The 20839-nt window shown below is 67.0% G+C and carries 18 protein-coding genes; 4 read left to right on the top strand and 14 right to left on the bottom strand.

The window, feature by feature from the left end; translation table 11 throughout:
• Window positions 1-4: 4 nt before the first annotated feature.
• The gene (locus A9974_RS06635) at window positions 5-547 is read right to left on the bottom strand and encodes a TRAP transporter small permease (protein ID WP_183003345.1); all 543 of its coding nucleotides are present in this window, start codon (window positions 545-547) and stop codon (window positions 5-7) included.
• A gap of 134 nt (window positions 548-681) precedes the next feature.
• Between A9974_RS06635 and A9974_RS06630 the strand changes: the two genes are divergently transcribed.
• Complete coding sequence (locus tag A9974_RS06630; RefSeq protein WP_183003344.1) at window positions 682-1707, top strand: LacI family DNA-binding transcriptional regulator; 1026 nt, start codon at window positions 682-684, stop codon at window positions 1705-1707.
• A 12-nt stretch (window positions 1708-1719) separates the two neighbouring features.
• Here the strand turns inward: A9974_RS06630 and A9974_RS06625 are convergent, their stop codons facing one another.
• The 11 genes from A9974_RS06625 to A9974_RS06575 all read right to left on the bottom strand — a co-directional run bounded on the left by A9974_RS06625 (window position 1720) and on the right by A9974_RS06575 (window position 14787).
• Window positions 1720-2706: a DMT family transporter gene (locus A9974_RS06625; protein ID WP_183003343.1), complete on the bottom strand. Its 987-nt coding sequence runs from the start codon at window positions 2704-2706 to the stop codon at window positions 1720-1722.
• Window positions 2707-2716: 10 nt separating this feature from the next.
• Window positions 2717-3781 carry a histone deacetylase family protein gene (locus A9974_RS06620; RefSeq protein ID WP_183003635.1) on the bottom strand — a complete coding sequence of 355 codons (1065 nt, stop codon included), beginning with the start codon at window positions 3779-3781 and terminating at the stop codon, window positions 2717-2719.
• Between the two features lie 21 nt (window positions 3782-3802).
• Entirely contained in the window at window positions 3803-4096 is a 294-nt protein-coding gene (locus A9974_RS06615; RefSeq protein WP_183003342.1) for a cupin domain-containing protein, read from the bottom strand.
• A 26-nt stretch (window positions 4097-4122) separates the two neighbouring features.
• A complete protein-coding gene (locus A9974_RS06610) occupies window positions 4123-5757 on the bottom strand; it encodes an ABC transporter ATP-binding protein (protein ID WP_183003341.1) in 1635 nt (544 codons plus the stop codon).
• Between the two features lie 9 nt (window positions 5758-5766).
• A complete protein-coding gene (locus A9974_RS06605; protein WP_183003340.1) occupies window positions 5767-6606 on the bottom strand; it encodes an ABC transporter permease in 840 nt (279 codons plus the stop codon).
• A complete protein-coding gene (locus A9974_RS06600; protein ID WP_183003339.1) occupies window positions 6603-7610 on the bottom strand; it encodes an ABC transporter permease in 1008 nt (335 codons plus the stop codon). Before A9974_RS06600 ends, A9974_RS06605 begins: the two co-directional genes overlap by 4 nt.
• 91 nt (window positions 7611-7701) lie before the next feature.
• Complete coding sequence (locus tag A9974_RS06595; RefSeq protein ID WP_183003338.1) at window positions 7702-9276, bottom strand: ABC transporter substrate-binding protein; 1575 nt, start codon at window positions 9274-9276, stop codon at window positions 7702-7704.
• 203 nt (window positions 9277-9479) lie between these two features.
• The gene (locus tag A9974_RS06590; protein ID WP_183003337.1) at window positions 9480-10979 is read right to left on the bottom strand and encodes an aldehyde dehydrogenase; all 1500 of its coding nucleotides are present in this window, start codon (window positions 10977-10979) and stop codon (window positions 9480-9482) included.
• 18 nt (window positions 10980-10997) lie between these two features.
• The gene (locus tag A9974_RS06585) at window positions 10998-12239 is read right to left on the bottom strand and encodes a Zn-dependent hydrolase (protein ID WP_183003336.1); all 1242 of its coding nucleotides are present in this window, start codon (window positions 12237-12239) and stop codon (window positions 10998-11000) included.
• An 18-nt stretch (window positions 12240-12257) separates the two neighbouring features.
• Complete coding sequence (locus tag A9974_RS06580) at window positions 12258-13973, bottom strand: thiamine pyrophosphate-binding protein (RefSeq protein WP_183003335.1); 1716 nt, start codon at window positions 13971-13973, stop codon at window positions 12258-12260.
• A 94-nt stretch (window positions 13974-14067) separates the two neighbouring features.
• A complete protein-coding gene (locus A9974_RS06575) occupies window positions 14068-14787 on the bottom strand; it encodes a FadR/GntR family transcriptional regulator (RefSeq protein ID WP_183003334.1) in 720 nt (239 codons plus the stop codon).
• A gap of 296 nt (window positions 14788-15083) precedes the next feature.
• Between A9974_RS06575 and A9974_RS29605 the strand changes: the two genes are divergently transcribed.
• Window positions 15084-16643 carry a glycosyltransferase family 39 protein gene (locus tag A9974_RS29605; RefSeq protein WP_370539582.1) on the top strand — a complete coding sequence of 520 codons (1560 nt, stop codon included), beginning with the start codon at window positions 15084-15086 and terminating at the stop codon, window positions 16641-16643.
• Window positions 16644-16704: 61 nt separating this feature from the next.
• Here A9974_RS29605 and A9974_RS06565 read toward each other — a convergent pair whose 3' ends face one another.
• Window positions 16705-16968, bottom strand: coding sequence for a hypothetical protein (locus A9974_RS06565; RefSeq protein ID WP_183003333.1), 264 nt, complete (start codon window positions 16966-16968; stop codon window positions 16705-16707).
• Between the two features lie 172 nt (window positions 16969-17140).
• On the opposite strand from A9974_RS06565, the gene hemN reads away from it, so the two are divergent.
• Window positions 17141-18568: an oxygen-independent coproporphyrinogen III oxidase gene (gene hemN / locus A9974_RS06560; protein ID WP_183003332.1), complete on the top strand. Its 1428-nt coding sequence runs from the start codon at window positions 17141-17143 to the stop codon at window positions 18566-18568.
• A gap of 63 nt (window positions 18569-18631) precedes the next feature.
• Here hemN and A9974_RS06555 read toward each other — a convergent pair whose 3' ends face one another.
• Window positions 18632-19273: a response regulator transcription factor gene (locus A9974_RS06555; RefSeq protein ID WP_255468056.1), complete on the bottom strand. Its 642-nt coding sequence runs from the start codon at window positions 19271-19273 to the stop codon at window positions 18632-18634.
• A gap of 406 nt (window positions 19274-19679) precedes the next feature.
• On the opposite strand from A9974_RS06555, the gene rfbD reads away from it, so the two are divergent.
• Window positions 19680-20594, top strand: coding sequence for a dTDP-4-dehydrorhamnose reductase (gene rfbD / locus A9974_RS06550; protein WP_183003330.1), 915 nt, complete (start codon window positions 19680-19682; stop codon window positions 20592-20594).
• Window positions 20595-20839: the final 245 nt, after the last annotated feature.

The following is a 20839-nucleotide window of genomic DNA, read 5'->3' as shown; positions in this document are numbered from 1 at the left end:
CAGGTCAGACCAAAGGGTCTTCGGGGCTGGATTCCGCCGGCAGCGGACCGCCCGCCAGCACGCGTATCAGATCGACCAGGGTCAACAGGCCCATCGCCACGGCGGCATAGAGCGCGGCCGCGTTGAAGACGGCCAGCGACATCGCCGTGACGGGCAGGCGGGTGTCCAGCCCGATGACGGTCTGCACCCAGCTGCCTTCGGCCATCAGCCAAAGCACCCATAGCACCAGCGCCTGGCAGAAGATGTGCGAGACGCGGCGCGCGGCGGGGCCGAAGCGCTCGACCAGCATGGTGACGCCGATGTGCTGGTGGTCGCGCAGCGCCAGCACCGAGCCCAGGAAGATCATCCAGACGAACGCCAGGCGCGACACCTCGTCGGAAGCGTTGATGCCAGAATTGAACAGGTAGCGCATGGCGACGTTGCCGAACAGCAGCACCACCATGACGGCCAGACAGGCGGCCATCAACCAGGTCTGCAGCCGGACGCACCAGTCTGCCGCGCGGGCCAGCGGGGTGCCGCCGGGCCGCCCCTTGGGGGAACCATGCATTTTTGTCTCCTGTTTCCGTTTTCCGGAATTTCTATGGGGTACCGCGGTGCTGATGTTAGCGCTAACATTTTTGGTTTGGCAAGCCCGGGGCTTTGCGTCAGACTACGTGCTCGCCAACTGGGTCAGATAGGTCGATGTCCATCCGAAAGCCCCGCAGCACCCGCGCCGGGCGGGTGACCATGCAAGAGGTCGCTCGCCGCGCCGGGGTCAGCGCGATCACGGTTTCCCGCGCCTTGCGTACGCCCGACAAGGTGGCCGAAGCGTTGCGCTTGCGTATCGCCCAGGTCTGCCAGGAGCTGGGCTATGTGCCGAACCACGCGGCCAGCGCCTTGGCGTCGGCGCGGTCGCAGACCATCGTGGTGTTGATTCCCTCGCTCAGTAATGTGGTGTTCATCGACATCATTACGGGGATCAAGGACGTGCTGGACGAGCAGGGCTACCACCTGCTGATCGGCGTCACCGGCTATTCGCCCGACGCCGAGGAAGCGTTGCTGCGCAAGTACCTGCAGCACTTGCCCGACGGCCTGATCCTGACCGGCATCGACCACAACCCGGGGGTGTGGGATCTGCTGCGCGCGCAGGGCATGCCCACCGTGCACACGATCGAAACCTTGCCGGGGTGCGACGGCATGAGCGTGGGGTTTTCCCAGTTCGATTCGGGCTACGCGGCGTGCCGCCACCTGGTCGAGCGCGGCTACCGGCGCATCGGCATCGTCGGCGCGCAGTTGGATCCGCGTTCGCTGCGGCGTTGCGAAGGCGGGCGCCAGGCGCTGCGCGATGCGGGACGCTTCGACCCGTCGCTGGAAATCATGACGCCCGAAAAGTCGTCGATCAGCCTGGGCGCGGCCTTGCTGGAGTCCATGTTGTCGACGCATCCGGATTGCGATGCGCTCTTTTTCTGCAACGACGACCTGGCACAGGGCGCCGTGTTCCAGTGCGGGCGGCTGGGCGTGAGCGTGCCGGGGCAGGTCGCGATCGTGGGTTTTCACGATCTGGCGGGTACCGCATGGACCACGCCGCCCTTGTCCACCATTGCCACGCCCCGCTACGAGATCGGGCGGCAGGCCGCGCAATTGCTCATGCGCCAGCTGGCGGGGCTGGAGATCGGGCAGCGCCATGTGGACCTAGGTTTCACCCTGGTCCAGCGTGAAACCTCCTGATCCAGGGCGCCGTCAGGCCGTGCGCCGCAGCGCCAGGAAGACGCCGGACGCCATGATCAGGGCCATGCCCGCCAGCGCCAGTCCGTCGGGCGGGCGCTGGAACCAGAAGGTGCTGAAGCCCACGGCCAGCAGCAGCTGGAAGTAGTTCAGTGGCGCCAGCGTCGCGGCCGACACGCGTTGGAACGCGGCGATCAAAAGGATCTGCGCCAGCCCGCTGCAGGCGCCCAGGGCCACGATCAACGCCATGTCCGCCGGACCTGGCCAGGGATTCGGCAGGAAGAAGGGCGCGGGTACCGCCGTGATCAGCAGGCAGATGAACGCCGTATAGGCGTACTGCACGGGGCCGTCCACCTTGCCGGACAGCTTGCGGGTCAGCACCTGGAAGATGGCGTAGCTGACGGCCGCCACGGCCATCAGCGCAGTGCCCAGGCCCGGCAGGTCCGACCCCGGCCGCACGATCAGCAGCATGCCGGCAAAGCCGGCCGCGACGGCGGCCCATTGGACCGGCCTGACCCGTTCTCCCAGTAGCCACGGCGACAGCGCCACCATGATCAGCGGCGAAGTGAAATAGATCGCCGTCGCTTCGGACAGCGGCATCCAGATCAGCGCGGTCATGAAGCAGCTGGCCACCGTGGCCAGCATGACGCCGCGCAGGATCAGCAGCGGCTTTTGCGGCGCATCGCGCAGCCGCTGGCCGCGATGACGCCACAGTATCGCCAGCGCCAGTGTCGCCACGGCGATGTAGCGCATGACGTTCAGGAACGGGGCGGGGTAGTACGCCAGCATCTGCTTGGACCCCGCATCGAAGGTGGCGAAGGCCACCAGTGCGCCGAAGAACAGGCAGATGCCGGCCCGCCGCGACGCGGCCGGCACCGGAGCAGAACGGGGGGCTGCCGACGCTGCGGCAGCCGACGCTGCGGCAGCCGTCGCTGCGGTAACTGGTGCCGCGCCAGGCGCGGAAGCGGCGCCCTGGCCGGGCGCGGTGGGTGGGGGGCTCATCACGGGCGGCTCAGGCGCCGCCCTGGCTCATGCCTTGCAGGAAGGCGTCCAGCGCCGGGCCGATGGCCTCGACCATGTAGCCGCCTTCCTGCACCACCACCGTGGGCACGTTCAGGCTGGCCACGCGGGCGCCGATGTCGCGGTAGGCGTCCAGGTCCAGTTTGAGCACGCTGATGGGATCGTCCTTGTAGGTATCGAAGCCCAGCGCCAGCACCAGCGCCTGCGGGCCGTAGCCGGTCAGCGCCGCCAAGGCGGCATCCAGCGCTTGCAGGAAGGCGTCGTTGCCCGAGCCGTGCGGCAGAGGCAGGTTCAGGTTGCAGCCCTCGCCGGCGCCGTGGCCGCGTTCGTGCGCATAGCCGGTATAGAACGGGTAGTAACCGCCGGGATCGGCGTGCACGGATATCGTCATGACGTCCGAACGCTGATAGAAGATGTTCTGCGTGCCGTCGCCATGGTGCGCGTCCACGTCCAGCACGGCCACCTTGGACCAGGTTTGCAGCAGGCGGCTAGCCGCCGCCGCGCTGCTGTTCAGGTAGCAGAAGCCGCCGGCCCGGTCGCGATGGGCATGATGGCCCGACGGCCGGCACAGGGCATAGGCCAGGCCGCGGGTTGCCGCCACATGGTCGGCGGCGGCCACGGCGCTGTGGGTCGAGCGCAGCGCCGACCGCCAAGTCTGCGGGCCGATGGGGCAGGACAGGTCGCTGAGGTAGTAGCCGGTCTGCGCCACGATGGAGGGCGAGGGGCACGGGCCGCGTCCGGCGGTGTCGATACGGCCGTTGTAGTAGGGCGACAGGTTCGGCAGCACTTCCGGACCCGGGTCCACGCCCGGCGCTTTCAGCGCCTGCCAGCGGGCGTAGGCGGTTTCCAGGTAGTCCAGGTAGTCCTGGCTGTGGATGCCTTCCAGCGGCTTGCGGCCGTAGTCGGCGGGCGCCTCGACCACGATGCCGCGGGCGGCCAATGCGCTTTGCAGGCTTTCGGCCCGGGACGGCAGGTCGGTCGGCGCGCTGATGCGTCCGAGCCGCATGAACTGCTGGGGGGCGTGCAGCAGTTGTTCTTCCGAGAAAAACGCCTTCATGGTGGTCATGGTCCGGTGGGGTTAAACCGCCTGCTTGATTTCGATCTCGACGAACACGAATTCCGTGTCGCCGGGGTTGATGACATTGTGCTCGACGCCGACCGGCCGGTAATAGGCCACGCCGGTGGTGAGCTGGCTGGTGATCGGGCCGTCCGGCGTGTCCAGCTGCAGCGGGCCGGTGGTTTGCGGCACGACGACATAGTTCATGCCGTGGCGGTGCCAGCCGGTTTCGCCGCCCGGCGGAAAGCGCCATTCGGTGACGGTGACCTGGGCGTTGTCGATCTGGACGGTGGGCACGGCTTGGGGGCGTTGCATGGTCGAGTCTCCTTGTGATGCCGCGTTCAGGCGGCGGCCTGGGCCTTGGTGGGGTCCCAGTGCTGGCCGGGCACGGCGGCGATGAGTTGCTGCGTATAGGCGTGCTGCGGGTTATCGAAAATCTGGCCGGGCGAACCGTACTCCACCACCTTGCCCCGGTGCATGACCAGCACCGAGTTGCAGATCTGCGCGGCCACGCGCAGGTCGTGGGTGATGAAAACGAGGGCGATCTTCAGGCGCTGCTGCAGGTCGTGCAGCAATTGCAGCACCTGCGCCTGCACGGACACGTCCAGCGCCGAGACGGATTCGTCGGCCACCAGCACCTTGGGTTCCAGCGCCAGGGCGCGGGCGATGCCGATGCGCTGGCGCTGGCCGCCCGAGAACTGGTTCGGGTAGCGGTCAAAGGCGGACGGGTCCAGCCCCACCAGCGACAGCAGCTCGCGCACGCGGGCCTCGGCCTGGGCGCGCGGCATGCCGTTGGCCACGGGACCGTCGCTGATGATGCGGCCCACGGTGTGGCGCGGGTTGAGCGAGGCAAAGGGATCCTGGAAGATCATCTGGATGTCCTTGCGCAGCGGCCGGAAACGCGATTCGGGCATGGTGGCGATGTCCTGGCCGTTGAAGATCAACTGGCCGCCATTGATGCCGACCAGCTTGAGCAGGCATTTTCCGATGGTGGACTTGCCCGAGCCGGATTCGCCCACGATGCCCAGGGTTTCGCCCTGGCGCACGGTGAAGCTCACGCCGTCGACCGCGTGCACCTCGCGCTTGCCGCCCAGCCAGCCGTGGCCGATGACATAGGTCTTTCTCAGGTCTTTCACTTCCAGCACGGGCCGGTCCTCGCCGGTGGCCACCCGGTCGTCGCCGCGGCGGTGCGGCACGGCGGCGATCAGGCGCTGCGTGTACGGATGGCGCGGCCGGTTCAACACCTCGTCCGCCGGGCCCTGTTCGACCAGGATGCCTTTTTCCATGACCGCCACCCGGTGCGCGATCTCGGCCACCACGCCGAAATCGTGGGTGACGAACATCACGCCCATGCCTTTTTCCTTCTGGATGCGGGCGATCAGGGCAAGGATCTGCGCCTGGGTGGTGACGTCCAGCGCGGTGGTGGGTTCGTCGGCGATGAGCAGGGCGGGTTCCAGTGCCAGGGCCATCGCGATCATGACGCGCTGGCGCTGGCCGCCCGACAGGCGGAAAGGGTAGACGTGATAGAGCGTGGCCGGGTCCGGCAGGCCGACGAAGGCCAATAGCTCCAGCGTGCGTTTCATGCGTTCGGCGCCGGGGTAGGCGTTGTGGACCCGCATGACTTCGCTGATCTGTTCGCCGACCGTCATCAAGGGGTTCAGCGCCGATAGCGGTTCCTGGAAGATCATCGCCATGTCCTTGCCGCGCATGGCCTGCAAGGTGGCTTCGTCCTGTTGCAGCAAGTCGGTGCCACGGAACAGGATGCGGCCCTGCTGCGGGGTCAGGTAGTCGGGCAACAGGCCCATGATGGCGTTGGCGCTCATGGATTTGCCTGAACCCGATTCGCCGACGATGCACAGGATTTCGCCGGCGCGGATGTCGTACGAGACGTCCTGCACCGCAAAGGGCCGGTCGCCGCCGCGGGGCAGCGCGATGCTCAGGTTCTGGATGGAAAGCAGGGGCGCGGATGCGTTCATGCCGGTCTCCTATTCGCCGCGCTTGCGCAGTTGCGGGTTGAGGGCATCGTTCAGGCCTTCGCCGATCAGGTTGATGGCCAGCACGGTCAGCAAGATAGCCACGCCCGGCCACACGCTCATCCACCAGGCTTCGCGGATCATCGTGCGGGCCGCGCCGATCATGAAGCCCCAGCTCATCAGGTTGCGGTCGCCCAACCCCAGGAACGACAGCGACGATTCGGTCAGGATGGCCGTGGCCACCATGAACGAGGCCGACACGATGATGGGCGACATGGCGTTGGGCAGGATCTGCGTGCTGACGATGCGCGAGGGCGTCTGGCCGATGACGATGGCCGCCTGCACGAATTCGCGCTGCTTGAGCGTCATGAATTCCGACCGAACCAGGCGCGCGGCCGGCGGCCAGGACACCACCGCGATGGCGCCCATGATCGAATACACCGACGGACTCAGGATGGCCACCAGCACCACGGCCATGGCCAGCTGCGGAATGGTTTGGAAGAACTCGGTGAAGCGCATCAGCGCGTCGTCCACGCGGCCGCCGCAGTAACCCGCGATGGCGCCGATCACGATGCCGAACACCAGCGCCACCGCCGTGGACAGCAGGCCCACCATCAGCGAGACGCGGGCGCCCCACACCAGGCCGGCGGTAATGTCGCGGCCCAGCATGTCGGTGCCGAACGGGTAGGCGGCGTCGGTGAAGGGCGGAATCAGCGGATCGGCCACCATCATCCAGGGCGAATCCTGATACAGCAGGGGGGCGGCCAGGGCCACGATGACGACGACCAGCATGATGGCCAGGCCGGCCACCGCGCCGTAGTTGCGCATATAGCGTTTGGCAAATTGCTTCATGCCGAGGCTCCTTGTTGCGCGCCGGCGCCGATGCGCGGATCGATCAACCGGTACAGCACGTCGGTCAGCAAATTGAACACCACCACCATGATCGAGGTCACCAGGAAAATGCCCAGCAGCAATTGATAGTCGCGTTGCAGCAGGGCGTCGAACATCAGCCGGCCGATGCCCGGCCAGGCGAACACGGTTTCGGTCAGCACCGCGCCGCCCGCCATCTGGCCCAGCTGGATGCCGGCGAAGGTGATCACCGGCAGCAGTGCGTTGCGCAGCACGTGGGCACGGATGACGCGGCTGGGGCTGACGCCTTTGGCGCGCGCGGTCTTGACGAAGTCCATGCCGATCACTTCCAGCATCGACGCGCGGGTCAGCCGCACGTACACGGCCATGAAGAAGCAGCCCAGCGTTACGGTCGGCAGGATCAGGTGCTGGCCGATGTCGGCCGCGCGGGCCCAGCCGGTCAGGCCGGCGCCCACGGTTTCCATGCCAAACGCCGGCAGCCACCCCAGCACCACCGAGAACAGCAGAATGCCCATCAACGACAGCCAGAACAGCGGCGTGGCATACAGCAGCAGCGCGCCGGTCATGACCGAGCTGTCGATCCAGCGGCGCTTGTTGCGGTAGCGCGCCTTGGCGGCCACCACGCCCAGCAGCACGCCCAGCACGATCGAGAAGACGAAAGCGCAGGACATCAGCAGGAAGGTGGCGGGCAGGCGCTCAACGATCAGGTCCAGCACCGGCACGTGGTTGCGGTAGGAAAAGCCCAGGTCCAGCTGGACCACGCCTTTCAGGTACAGGAACAGCTGCGTCAGCACGGGCTTGTCCAGCCCGAACGCCACGCGCAACTGCTCGACATAGGCGGCATCGCCCGCGCCCGCCTGGCCCGCCAGCACGGCGGCGGGGTCGCCGGGCGCCAGGCGGATCAGGAAGAAATTGATGATGACCACGCCCAGCACGACCACGAGGGCCTTGCCGATGCGGGAAACGAGGAAAGACAGGAATTTCATGCTCAGGGTCCTCCGTGGACGGGCGCGGGTGTCCGTCGCGCGGCCGGGCGCCGCCGCCGGGGTGCCGGCCCCGGTCGCGGCGTTCCGGCGCTTACTTCTCGATGTAGACGTCGTCGAACGATTCGTTCAAGCCGATGGCGGTCTTGACCAGGTTCTTGACGTTGGCGCGATACAGCGTGGGAAATTCCATGTCCACCAGGAAGCCGTTGGCGACTTCATTGACCAGTGTGGTCTGCAGCTGCGTGTACAGCGCCTGGCGCTTGGCCGGGTCGACTTCCGAGGCGGCGGCTTCCCATTGCTTGTCGGTCTCGGGGTTGCTGTAGCCCTGCACGTTGGCGAACGGCGAACCCTTGACGATGTTGGACGAGATGTACAGGCGCTGCACGCCCAGCGCGGGGTCGCCGTACTGGTAGGTGAAGTTGGTCGTCAGGTCGAAGTCCCAGTTGCCGGTGCGGCTGGCCCAGCCGCCCGCATCGGTCGACTCCAGGTTGACCTTGAAGCCCAGCTGCTCGAGCGCCTGCTTGGTGTATTCGCCCAGGCGGTCCCAGGTCGAGCCATAGGGGAAGCTGAGTTGGCGGATGGTGTAGTCGCCGGGCTTGATGCCCGATTCCTTGATCAGCTCGCGTGCCTTCTTCATGTCGAAGGCCATCGGGGGCATGTTCTTGTCGTAGAACATTTCCGTGGTCACGAACGGGCTGGTGGAAACCTTGCCCAGGCCAAAGAAGATGTTGTTGACCACCATGTTGCGGTTCATCGCGGCCATGACCGCCTGGCGCACCTTCAGGTTGTCGAACGGCGGCTTGCGCATGTTGAAGATCAGGTAGGCCTGGGGCGAGAACATCTCCCAGCCGGCGGTGGTGTATTCCACCTTGGGCAGGGCGCGCAGGCGCTTGATGTCGACGTTGTCGACGTCGCCGCCGCGCAGCACGTCCACGCTGCCGCGTTCAAAGGCGACGGCGCGCGAGGCCGAATCGGGGATCACATTGAACACCAGCTCATCCAGGTACGGCTTGCCTGGCTTCCAGTAGTCGGGGTTGCGCGCCAGCTTGATGTATTCGCCGCGCTTCCATTCCTTGAACACGAACGGGCCAGTGCCGATGGGCTTCTGGTTGGCCGGATTGGTCATGTAGTCGGTGCCGGCGTAGAGGTGCTTGGGCATCATCGGCGCGAAACCCGGCTCGAACATCAGCATGAAGGCCGGGAACGGCGACTTCAGCTTGATGACCACGGTCTTCGGGTCGGTGGCCTGCACCGAATCGACGAACTTGTTCAGGATTACGCGGGCCCGGGCATGGGTCTTGGGCAGCATGTCCGACAGCGTGAAGACCACGTCGTCCGCCGTGAACGGCTGGCCGTCATGCCATTTGACGTTGTCTTGCAGATGGAAGGTGTAGGTCAGGCCGTCGGCGGACGCTTCCCACGATTTGGCCAGGCCCGGCTGCGGCTTCAGGTCGGTGGAGTAGGTCAGCAGGCTTTCGTAGATCTTGCCGGCGACGAACTGGGTCGGGCCTTGCTGGTTGATGGCCGTGACGATCACGGGCGGTTCGGGCTGGACGATCATGTTCAGCGTGCCGCCCTTGGTCTGGGCCACGGCCTGCGTGGCGGGCAATGCGGCCGCCAGGAGCAGGGCGCCGATACTGAGGGAGAACCATTTCTTCGATTTCACTGCGAGCCTCCGGGCTGGAAGAGTGTCGGTCAGGTGGCCGCCTGTTTACGCGGCGCGTGCCGTCAACAACAAGCAAACCTCGTGCCACCTGGGTTTCTCAGGGAACTGCGGGATGGAGCTGCTACAACAATGCTTCGTCTAGTGGCGCCGCGCACCAATGCGGCGAAAACAGTGCACGGGCGGGGTGCCGCCGCGTGCAGGGACTACAAGGTGAGATCGATCCAGGTGGTTTTCAGATCGCTGTACTTGTCCAGCGCGTGCAGCGACTTGTCGCGTCCGAAACCCGATTGCTTGACGCCGCCGAACGGCACGGTGATGTCGCCGTCGGCATAGCAATTGACCCAGACCAGACCGGCCCGCAGCCGGCGCGACAGGCGGTGCGCGCGGCCCAGGTTGGCGGTCCAGAGCCCGGCGCCCAGGCCATAGGCCGAATCATTGGCCAGCGCGATGGCCTCGTCTTCCGAACGGAATCGCTGAGCCGTCAGGACCGGGCCGAAGATCTCTTCGCGGACCAGGCTGCTTGCCGCATCGGCGCAATCGAAAATGGTGGGCTCGATATAGAAGCCGCCGCTGTCTGTGCGGACCTGGCGCCCGCCGATGCGCAGGGTCGCGCCGTCGGCCTGGCCGGCCGCGATGCGCGCCATGACCGCGCGGGTCTGGCGTTCGTCGACCATGGCGCCCAGCTTGGTGGCGGGGTCCAGCGGATTGCCGGGCCGCATCTCGGCGGCGTGGTGTGCCACCTTTTCCATGAAGGCGTCGTAGATGGCATCGTGCACATACAGGCGCGAGCCGGCGATGCACACTTCGCCCTGGTTCGAGAAGATCGCCAGGGCGGCGATCAGGGCGGCGCGGTCCAGATCGGGGCAGTCTTCGCAGATGATGTGCGGTGACTTGCCGCCGCATTCCAGCCAGACGCGTTTCAGGTTCGATTCGCCCGAGTACGTCATGAAGCGCTTGCCGGTGGCGGTGGATCCGGTGAAGGCCACGCAATCCACATCCGGGTGCAGGCCCAGCGCCTGTCCGGCGACGGGGCCTGTGCCGGGCACGACGTTAAAGACGCCCGCCGGGATGCCGGCGGCCTCGGCCAGTGCCGCCAGGCGCAGCGCGCTCAGCGACGATTGCTCGGCGGGCTTGAGGATGACGCTGTTGCCGGCAGCCAGCGCCGGCGCTACTTTCCAGGCCGCCATCAGCAGGGGGTAGTTCCAGGGCACCACCGCGGCCACCACGCCGACCGGCTCGCGGGTCACGGTGGCCAGCACGTTCTGGCCGGTGGGGGCGATTTCGTCGTAGACCTTGTCGATGGCCTCGCCGTACCAGGCATAGCACTGCGCGGTTTCGGGCAGGTCGAAGGCCAGCGCGTCGCGGATCGGCTTGCCCATGTCCAGGGTCTCGATCAGGGCCAGTTCTTCGGTGTGGTCGGTGATCAGTTGCGCCAGCTTGAGCAACCGCGCCTTGCGCTCGCGCGGCGGCAGGCCGGACCAGACGCCGCTGTCGAAGGCGCGGCGGGCGGCGGCGACGGCGCGGTCGATGTCGGCCTGGCCGCAGGCCGCCACGTCGGCCAGCTTGCGGCCGTCGATGGGGCTGGTGGCGGCGAAGGTGGCGCCGTCGGCGGCGTCGGCATAGGCGCCGTCGATGTAGGCCTGGCCGCGCAGGGTCAGCGAGGCGGCTCGGGCTTGCCAGTCTTCAAACGGGGTTTGGGGCATGGGTGTGTCCTTTTCGATTCAGCGCGCGGCGTTGGCCCGCGCCACCATGGCGTCCAGCAGGACGTTGCAGCCCGCTTCCAGATGACCGGGCTGGGCGTCTTCGATTTCGTTGTGGCTGATGCCGTCCTTGCACGGCACGAAAATCATCGCGGTGGGCGCCACCGCCGCCATGTAGACGGCGTCGTGGCCGGCGCCGGTGACGATGTTCATCGCCGCCAGGCCGCGCTGCGCGGCGCCCTGGCGCACCTTGTCCACCAGGTCGAGGTCGAACGGGGTGGGGCGGAAGTACTGCACGTCCTTCACCTCGACCGTGACGCCGTGCTTGTCGGCGATGTCGCGGCAAGCCTGGCGCCAGGCCTGGTCCATGCGGGTCAGCGTGGCTTCGTCTTCATGGCGCAGGTCGGTGGTAAAGCGCACCTGGCCGGGGATCACGTTGCGCGAACCGGGATGCGCGTGGATCTCACCCACGGTGCCGCGTCCATGAGGCTGGTTGGCGTTGGCGATGTTGACGACCGCCTGCAGCAGGTAGCTGGCGGCGAACAGCGCATCGCGGCGGATGCCCATGGGCGTGGGCCCCGCGTGCATTTCCATGCCGGTCACGGTGACGTCGTACCAGCGCAGGCCCAATGACCCGGTCACCACGCCGATCACCTTGTCTTCGTGTTCCAGGATCGGGCCCTGTTCGATGTGGGCCTCGAAGTAGGCGTCCACCGGACGCCCGCCCACGGGGTCCTGGCCGGCGTAGCCGATGGCCTGCAGTTCGTCGCGCACCGCGATGCCCTTGGCATCGCGCGCGCTCAGCGCCGTTTCCAGCGGGAATTTTCCGGCGAATACGCCCGAGCCCATCATCACCGGCACGAAGCGCGAGCCTTCCTCGTTGGTCCAGATGGCCACTTCCAGCGGCGCTTCGGTCTGCACGCCGGCGTCGTTGAGGGTGCGCATGACTTCCAGGCCGGCCAGCACGCCGTAGCAACCGTCGAACTTGCCGCCCGTGGGCTGCGTGTCGATGTGGCTGCCGGTCATCACGGGCGGCAGGGCGTCGTTGCGGCCGGGGCGGCGGGCGAAGATATTGCCCACCTGGTCCACGCGCACCGTCAGGCCGGCGTCGCGCATCCAGCCGGTGACCAGGTCGCGGCCCTGGCCGTCCAGCGCGGTCAGGGCCAGGCGGCAGTTGCCGCCCTTGGGGGTGGCGCCGATCTGGGCCAGATCCATCAGGGATTGCCAGAGACGGTTGCCGTTGACGGACAGGGAAGAAGTCATGGAAAGGCCTCGTTCGGGTCAGTGGGAAAGCGCGGCGGCTTGGCGCGCCAGGGCCGCGGCGCGGATGGAGGTAAGCGTCTGGCCGGGGGCGATGCCGTCGGCGTCGTAGCGGATTTCCAGCAGCGCCGGCCGTTGTTCGCGGTCGGCGTAGGCCAGCGCACGGTCGAAGGCCGCGGCGAAATCCTCGGTGCGTTCCACGGCTTCGCCATAGCCGCCGTAGCCGCGCACGATCTGGGTGAAATCGGGGTTCTCGAATTCCAGCGCGATCGGGCGGCCGGGGAATTCGCGTTCCTGGTGGGCGCGGATCGTGCCCCACATGCCGTTGTTGAACACCAGCACCACGATGCCCAGCCGGTATTGCTGCGCTACGCCCAGTTCCTGCAGGTTCATCTGGAAGCAGCCGTCGCCGGCGTAGCAGACGACGGTCTTGCCGGGATATTCCAGCTTGGCCGAGACGGCTGCCGGCAGTCCGTAGCCCATGGCGCCGACGGTGGGCGCCAGGCTGGTGCCCGGGCCGGCGAACTGGCGGTAGCGGTGCGGATACAGGGCATAGTTGCCGGCGCCGACGGTGATGCAGGCATCCGGCGTCAGGCGCTGGTTGACGCAGGCGGCGACCGCGTCCAGGGCCAGCGGGCCCGGCGCGGACAGGGGGGTAAGCGAGTCCAGGTAGTCGGCGTGGGCCTGGCGCACGGCTTGGCCGCGCGGGGTGGCATGGGCGGACGGCAAGGCCGCTACCGCCCGCGCGAAACCTGTCACGCTGGCGACGATGGCCTGGGTCGGCGCGAACACGCGGCCCAGTTCCTGCGCGTCGGGATAGACGTGGATCAGCGCCTGGCGGGGCAGCGGGCTTTCGACCAGTTGGTAGCCCTCGGTAGTGGCTTCGCCCAGGCGGGTGCCCACCGCCAGGATCAGGTCCGCCGCCTTGATGCGGGCGCGCAGCGCGTCCGTCATGCCCCAGCCGACCTGGCCGGCGGCGTTGGGGTGACGCTGGTCAAAGCACTCCAGGCGGCGCCAGGCCGTGCCCACCGGCAGCTCGAAGCGTTCGGCAAAGGCGGTGATCTGGCTGATGGCCTCGCCGGTCCAGCCGCTGCCGCCCAGCACCATCACCGGGCGATCGGCGGCATCCAGCAACTGCCGCATGCGGGCAAGGTCGTGGTCGCCGGGGTTGGCGATCACGCGCGGATAGCGCGGCAGGTCAGGGACGGCGGCGGTACCCCAGAGCGTGTCTTCCGGCAGCGCCAGTACCACCGGGCCTGGACGGCCGCTGGTGGCGGTGGCGTAGGCGCGCGCCACGAATTCGGGGATGCGGTCGGTGCGGTCGATCTGCGCGACCCACTTGGCCATCTGCCCGAACATGCGGCGGTAGTCGATTTCCTGGAAGGCCTCGCGTTCGTAGAAGTCGTTGCCGACCTGGCCGACGAACAGGATCATCGGCGTCGAATCCTGGAACGCGGTATGCACGCCGATGCTGGCGTTGGTGGCGCCCGGCCCCCGCGTGACGAAGCAGATGCCGGGTTCGCCGGTCAACTTGCCATAGGCCTCGGCCATGTAGGCGGCGCCGCTTTCCTGGCGGCAGACCACGGGCTCGATGACGCCGCGGTGCTCGTTCAGCGCGTCGATGCAGGGCAGGTAGCTTTCGCCCGGAATCATGAAAATGCGGCGCGTGCCGTGGATGCGCAACTGCTGCATCAGTATCTGGCCGCCGTTGCGCGGCAAGGAGGGTACAACCGTCATGCAAGCACTCCAGGGGTGAGCTGTCCGCGAGCGGCGCGGCAGGGGATTCCGGGCGAATCGGCGGACGCGGCCGCCGACGGGGCAGGCGCTGGGTCTAGAGGTCGGGGCGGATGCTCCCGTCGTCGTCGCCGAAGTCTTCCCGCAGGCGGGCCAGGATGCCGATCAGATGGGCATGCATGGCGTGGCGCGCGCGGATCGGGTCGCGCGCCAGGATGGCCGTCAGGATGCGCTGGTGCTCGGCGTGGGCCACTGCCCAGACCTTGGTGTTGACGAAGTAGTCCTGCATGCGACTGAAGACCGGGCTGGCCAGGCTCAGGTCCCACAAATGGGCCACCGAGGCCGCCAGCGCGGCGTTGCCGCAGGCGGCGGCGATGGCGCGGTGGAATTGCCGGTCGTGCAGGCCGGGCGCGTCGGTCAGCGACATGCCGTCGTGGGCCTTGCGGATGGCCGCGAGCTGCGCGTCCGAACCCTGCTGCGCGGCCAGCGCCGCGCATTCGGGTTCGATCAACATCCGTGCTTCCAGCAGGTCAAAGGGGCCGATGTCATCCTGGACGGCAGACGAGGGGCGGGTGCTGGTAGGCGCGGCAGTGACGAAGACGCCCGTGCCCACGCGCACTTCCACATAGCCTTCGATTTCCAGGGCGATCAGGGCTTCCCGGATCGACGCGCGGCTGACCTGCAGCTGCTCGGCCAGTTCGCGCTCTGACGGCAGCCTGCCGCCATGCGGAAAATCGCCCGCCCGGATACGGCCGGCGATCTGGTCGGCAATCATGCGGTACAGGCGGGTGACGGCGACGGCTTGGAAGGTATTCATCAAGAAAGCTGCGGATCATGGTCTAGTGGTCAGGCCACTTATGGTGCAAGCTTCTCATTGAAATAAAAGAAAAAATAGGGCTATCAAGGGAAAACGATCAGAGGGGTTTCCCCTCTTTCTATCTAGTGGTCAGGCCAGTTAGGACAGTGTTCGGGCCGGACCCCGCTTTACAGTTTTTGAACAAATGCTGAACAAATCCAGCGCCCTTGTCACAGGGACCGAATCGGATAATCGCTGCGCCCCGAGGTGGGGCGGACAGGGCGGGGCACTGCGTACGCCAGGATCGGGAGAGTGGCGTGCGGCATGGTGCAACCCTGGCATGGAAGCCGGATGTCTGGCGGATCGGTATCGGCATGGCGGTATTCGCCGTGGCCTGGTTGTGGCTGTCGGACCGGGCCGTGCTGGCGCCGCCGACCGACAACATCGAACAGCTGATCTGGGTGCGCAGCCTGGAATGGGGCTACTACAAGCATCCGCCGCTGCCGACCTGGCTGCTCTGGCCGGTCGTGCAGGCGCTGGGCTGGACCGCCTGGGCCACCTATCTGCTGGGCGCCGCCTGCACGCTGGGCGCGTTCGCGCTGATGTGGGGGTTGCTGCGCGGCATGCGGGGCGAGGCCTACGCCGCCACGGCCGCATTGGCCGGCCTGTGCGTCACGTTCTATAACGGCCGGCTGTATTTCTACAACCACGAAATCGTCCTGATTCCCTTGGTCGCCGGTTGCGCGGCGGCCTGCTGGAAGGCCTATTCCACGCGCAAAATCGGCTGGTGGATCGTGCTGGGGGCCTGCCTGGGCCTGGGCGGCCTGGCCAAATACCAGATGGCGGTTGCCGGACTGGCGGTGCTGCTGTTCTGGCTCAGCCAGAAAGCCTGGCGCGATCCCATGCATGTGTTCGGCTTGCAGGTGGCGGGCCTGACCGCGCTGGCGGTGTTTGCCCCGCACCTGATCTGGCTGATCAACCACGATTTCGAGCCGTTGCAATACGCTATGTCGTCGTCCTTGGCCGCGGGCTTGCCGTGGGGGCCGCGTCTGCACGAGATCGCCAACTGGTGGGGCGATCAGTTGTTCAACCGCGCCTTCCCGGCCTGGGTATTCCTGGCCGTGCTGGGGGGGCTGGGGCGCTGGCCCGGCGCCCGGTCCGCGACGGCCGCCGCGCAAGGTTCGGGGGGCGGCCTGGCGCCGTCGCCAGTCTCGGCCAGGGCATCGTCCCCGGCACAGGTTCCGTCCATGGCCCGGGCCGGCGAGGGCGCCGGCCGCGCCTTGCTACTGTACTTCGGCTTGACGCCGCTGGTGTTCGTCAGCGTCATGACCCTGGTCTCGGGTTCGCACATCCAGCTGCATTGGGGCACGCCGTTCCTGCTGTTCATCGTGCCCGCCGTGATGGAACTGACCCGCAGCGCCTGGGCCGGACCTTTCCGGCCGCGCCAGGCGGTGCTGGTGTTCATTGTGATCCAGCTGCTGCTGATGGTGCGCGTGGAGCTGACGTCGCCTACCGGCGCCGGTCTGTTGCGCCGTGCGTCGGATTGGCGTTTTTTCGATGCGCAGGCGCTGGCCGACACGCTGCACGAGCGGGCGGTGGCCGAGCTGGGCGGCCCGGTCAAGGTAATTTCGGGGGCCTGGGCCGAGTCCGGCGCGCTGGCGCTGCGGCTGCCGGACAAGCCGCTGGTGCTGATCGACGGGCAGTTTCAATTCAGCCCTTGGGTGTCGGCGGGTCTGGTGGCTGATTGCGGCGCGCTGGAATTGCTGCGCGCCAAGACGCCGCCCGCCGGGTATGGCCCCGTGGGGCCGGCGTTTCCGTTGCTGTATTGGCGGGTCAAGCGGCCGAAGGCAGCCTGCGCCCCAGGCGCTACCGGTTAGCCACGCATCGGGGCGCTGGCGCTTGGCGCCCGGGCGAGGCTCCTTCTAGTGTGAACAGGCCCTAGGCTTCTTCGCCGGGTTCGGGCGTTTGCGTAAAGGCGCGCACCATCCGCGAGATGCCGTCCAGTTCGTCGTGGGCGCCCACGACCCAATCGGGTTTCTCGAAAGGGCTGTCCGACGGCGCCTTGTCCAGGTTGGCCTTCAGGTCATCCAGCAATTCCAGCGCCATGTCGGTGGCCTGCGGGCTGCTGCGGGTGGCAAGGGCGATGGCAATCGCCAGCGCCTGGCGCAAGGCGAGCAGGCGGCCGTCCAGTTCGGTGTCCATGGGGAGTCCTTGTCGTGAAATGGGCAATGGCCGCATTTTACGGGGACGGCCATCCGGGGACGGCCATCCGGGGACGGTCATCCGAGGACGGCGGCCATCGCTTTCGGGGCCACGGTTGGATCTTTGCGCAAGATCAAGGCGGGCGGGCCGCCGCAGGCGAATAATCCAAGGTATGCAAGCCGCCCTACGTCCTCTTTCCGCAGAACCTCCGGCGCAAGCCGCCGAGCCCTTCTTTCCGCCCCAGTTGCTGGCCCGGCTGGACAAGAACGGTCCCCGCTACACCTCGTATCCCACGGCCGACCGCTATCACGGCGGGTTTGGCGCGTCGGACTACCAGCAGGCCCTGCGCCAGCGGCGCGAAGCCAGTCCGTCCGAGCCGCTATCGCTGTACGTGCACATCCCGTTCTGTGATTCGGTCTGCTACTACTGTGCCTGTAACAAGGTAGTGACTCGCCATCATGACCGGGCGGCTCGCTACCTGGACGCCCTGGCCCGCGAAATCGCCCTGCACGTCGCCGAGCTGGGCGTGGGCGTGCCGGTGTCGCAACTGCATTTCGGCGGCGGCACGCCGACCTTCCTGTCGGACGACGAGCTTGCACGCCTGATGGCAGACCTGCGCGCTGCCTTCCGTTTCGAGCCCGATGCCGAAATCTCCATCGAGGTGGATCCGCGCACCGCCACGCCGCAGCGCCTGGCGCTGTTGCGCAAGCTGGGCTTTAACCGGCTGAGCTTCGGGGTGCAGGATTTCGATGCGCGGGTGCAGGTGGCGGTCCACCGCGTGCAGTCCTTCGACGATGTGCGCGATCTGATGCAAAGCGCCCGCACGCTGGGTTACGCCTCGGTCAACGTCGACCTGATTTATGGCCTGCCGCTACAGACCACGGAGTCGTTCGCGCGCACCATCGCACAGGTCAGCGCGCTGCGGCCCGACCGCATTGCCCTGTACGCCTACGCACACCTGCCGGAACGCTTCAAACCCCAGCGCCGCATCAACGAGGCCGACCTGCCCGACCGGGCCACGCGTGTCGGTTTGCTCAGCGCGGCCATCCAGGGCTTTCTGGGGCAGAGCTACACCTACATCGGCATGGACCACTTCGCGCTGAACACGGATGCATTGGCCATCGCAAAGCAGCGCGGCGAGCTGCATCGCAATTTCCAGGGATACAGCACCCAGCCCGATCGGGATCTGGTCGCGCTGGGCGTGTCGGCGATCGGCCGCATCGGCAATACCTACAGCCAGAATGCCAAGGACCTGGACGGCTACTACGCCGCCATCGAGGCAGGCCGCTTTGCCGTCGAAAGAGGCTTGGCGCTCAATGCCGATGACCTGGCGCGCCGCGAGGTGATCATGGACATCATGTGCCAGGGACGTGTGGATTTTGCACGCGTCGAATCGCGCCATGGCTTGCGCTTTGGCGATTACTTTGGTCCCGAGCTGTCGCAAGTGGCCAACCTGGCCGAACTCGGGTTGGTCAACCTGCGCGCCGGGGAGTTGCGCGTCACCGGCCTGGGTTGGTACTTCGTCAGGGCGGTCGCCATGGCCTTTGACGGCTACTTGCGCAGCGCGGCCACCGTGGCCAGCTATTCGCGCATCATCTAGGCGCTCAGGCCGCGACAGGCCTGGCACATGCCGGCAAAGGCCAGGGTGGCGCGGCGCGCAGGCCTATTCCGTGAACTTCTCCCGCAGATACAGCGCCAGCGCCAGGTCATCGGACAGCTGCAGCTTGCGCATCGCCCGGCGCTTGTGGGTGCTGATGGTTTTCTTGCTGCGCATCAGGCGCGATGAAATCTGCGTCACCGACAGCCCCTGGCTGATATGCCGCAGGATCTCGACTTCCGAGGATGTCAGCAGGGCGTGCGGGTGAGTGGGACAAATCGCGTGGATCTTGCCGTCCTGCACGGACAGGAACGGGTCCCGGCCGCTCAGCACGCCGTGGATCATTTCGGGCAGCAGGATCATGCCCCATTGCTTGGCGAGATACCCATTGGCGCCCGCCCGGAACGCGGCGTACTGGGTTTCGAGGCGGTTGCCGGCCGAAAACGTGATGATCGCCATATTGGGGTGATAGCGCCGTAGCCGCCGCAGGTAATTCACGCCGTCCCAGGGTTCCTGCGGCAGGTAGAAGTCGATCAGCGCCGCGTCGCACGGGGCCGCAGCCAGTTTTTCCAGCAAGCCGCGGGCGGAGGTTTCGCGGTGCAGGACGCGAAAGCCCGGCCGGGAATCCAGGAACGCGCCCACGCCCAGCGAGACGACGGGGTGGTCGTCCAGAATCGCGACGCGTATCACCGGAGGCGGTTGCGACATCAGGAGATGCTTGCGTGAATTGGGGCGGTGGCCGTCTTTCTTGCCGCCGGGCCGGTCGGCGAGAAGTAAGGCGGAATCTGGCACTGACACACTTTTCATCGATGCTCCACTGAATGGCCGCGCGAACGCGGGTGGCGGTAGGGCGGGTCTGCCGATGGCATCCCGTGCGTACGTCGTGATTGGTCTGAAATTTGTACGGGCAGATTACGTTTTGTTGGGCGGTGCGGATCAGAATCAGGAAAAAATCGGACTGAAGTACGGCTGGGGTGTACGCTTATCGAGCGCCTGCGCCGACGGCCATGGCTCGCGATGTTTCGCCCTTCGGGTAATAATCGCTTCCGGTACGCAAGTCCGCGCCGGCATCTTGCCGGACCGGGGGCAGCATGAGCATGGCGGCGGGTGGCGGATGCCAAAAAAGATTCTGGTATTGGGCAGGGATGGTCAGCTGGGCTTTGAGCTGCGGCGCAGCCTTGCGCCCTTGGGGCACGTGGTTGCCACGGGCCGCAGCGATTGCGACCTGACCTACCCGCTGCAGATCGCACGGCTGGTGGGCCGTGAAAAACCCGACATCATCGTGAACGCCGCGGCTTTCACCGCCGTGGAACGCGCGGAAGAAGACACCGTGCGCGCCATGCGCATCAACGCCGAGGCGGCTGGCGAACTGGCGGCGCTTGCGGCCGCCCGCGGCGCGCTGATCGTCCACTATTCGTCCGACTACGTCTTCGACGGCGCCAAGCTTGGCGCCTACACCGAGCAGGACACGCCCGCGCCGCTGAACGTCTACGGCCGCAGCAAGCTCGCGGGCGAACACGCCGTGCAGGCGATGAATCCGGCGCATCTGGTGCTGCGCACGTCCTGGATCTATGGCGTCTTTGGCAGCAGCTTTCTCAAGACGATGCTGATGGCCGTGCGCCAGCCCGAGCCGCTGCGCGTGGTCAGCGACCAGCGCGGCGCGCCCACCGGCGCCGCCTTCATCGCCGACGCTACTGCCCTGATGCTGGCGCGCTACCTGACGCGCCCGGCTGGCGAACCCTTTCCTTTCGGCCTGTATCACCTGGCCGCTTCGGGCGATGCCAGCTGGCACGAATACGCCTGCTTCATCGCGCAGCAGGCGCGCCGGGCGGGCCTGGCCGTGACACTTACGCCCGCGGACATCCGCGCGGTGCCGTCCGACCAATATCCCACCACTGCCCGCCGCCCCTTGAATTCGCGGCTGGACAGCCGGCTGCTGGAGCGCACCTTCGGCATCCACGTGCCGCACTGGGAGGAGGGCGTGGTGCATGCGCTAGCCGCGATTGCCGACAGCCGCAACCTGGCCTGAGCCTCCCAGGCGGCGCACCCGTCGGAAGTGTCGCGCTTTCGCCACGAAATGGGCGCAAAGGGTGCTACAATCGGCAACGATAAGCCCACCAGCCATGCTGGCGGCTAAGCAAAGTCCACCCAAGGCTCGAACACCATGTTTTTCCCGCTGGCACGAACTACGACCCGGAACTTTCGCCCTATGTCGCGTTAGTTTTTCGTGCGTCGGGTTTCACCGTGTCAGGTCAGCGGTAGGACTCAGCAAGA

It is taken from the genome of Achromobacter sp. UMC71 (genome assembly GCF_014170305.1).
In the GTDB taxonomy this organism is placed as follows: domain Bacteria; phylum Pseudomonadota; class Gammaproteobacteria; order Burkholderiales; family Burkholderiaceae_B; genus Achromobacter.
Note: the sequence above shows the minus strand (reverse complement) of the source record. Positions and strands in the feature narration are given on the sequence as shown.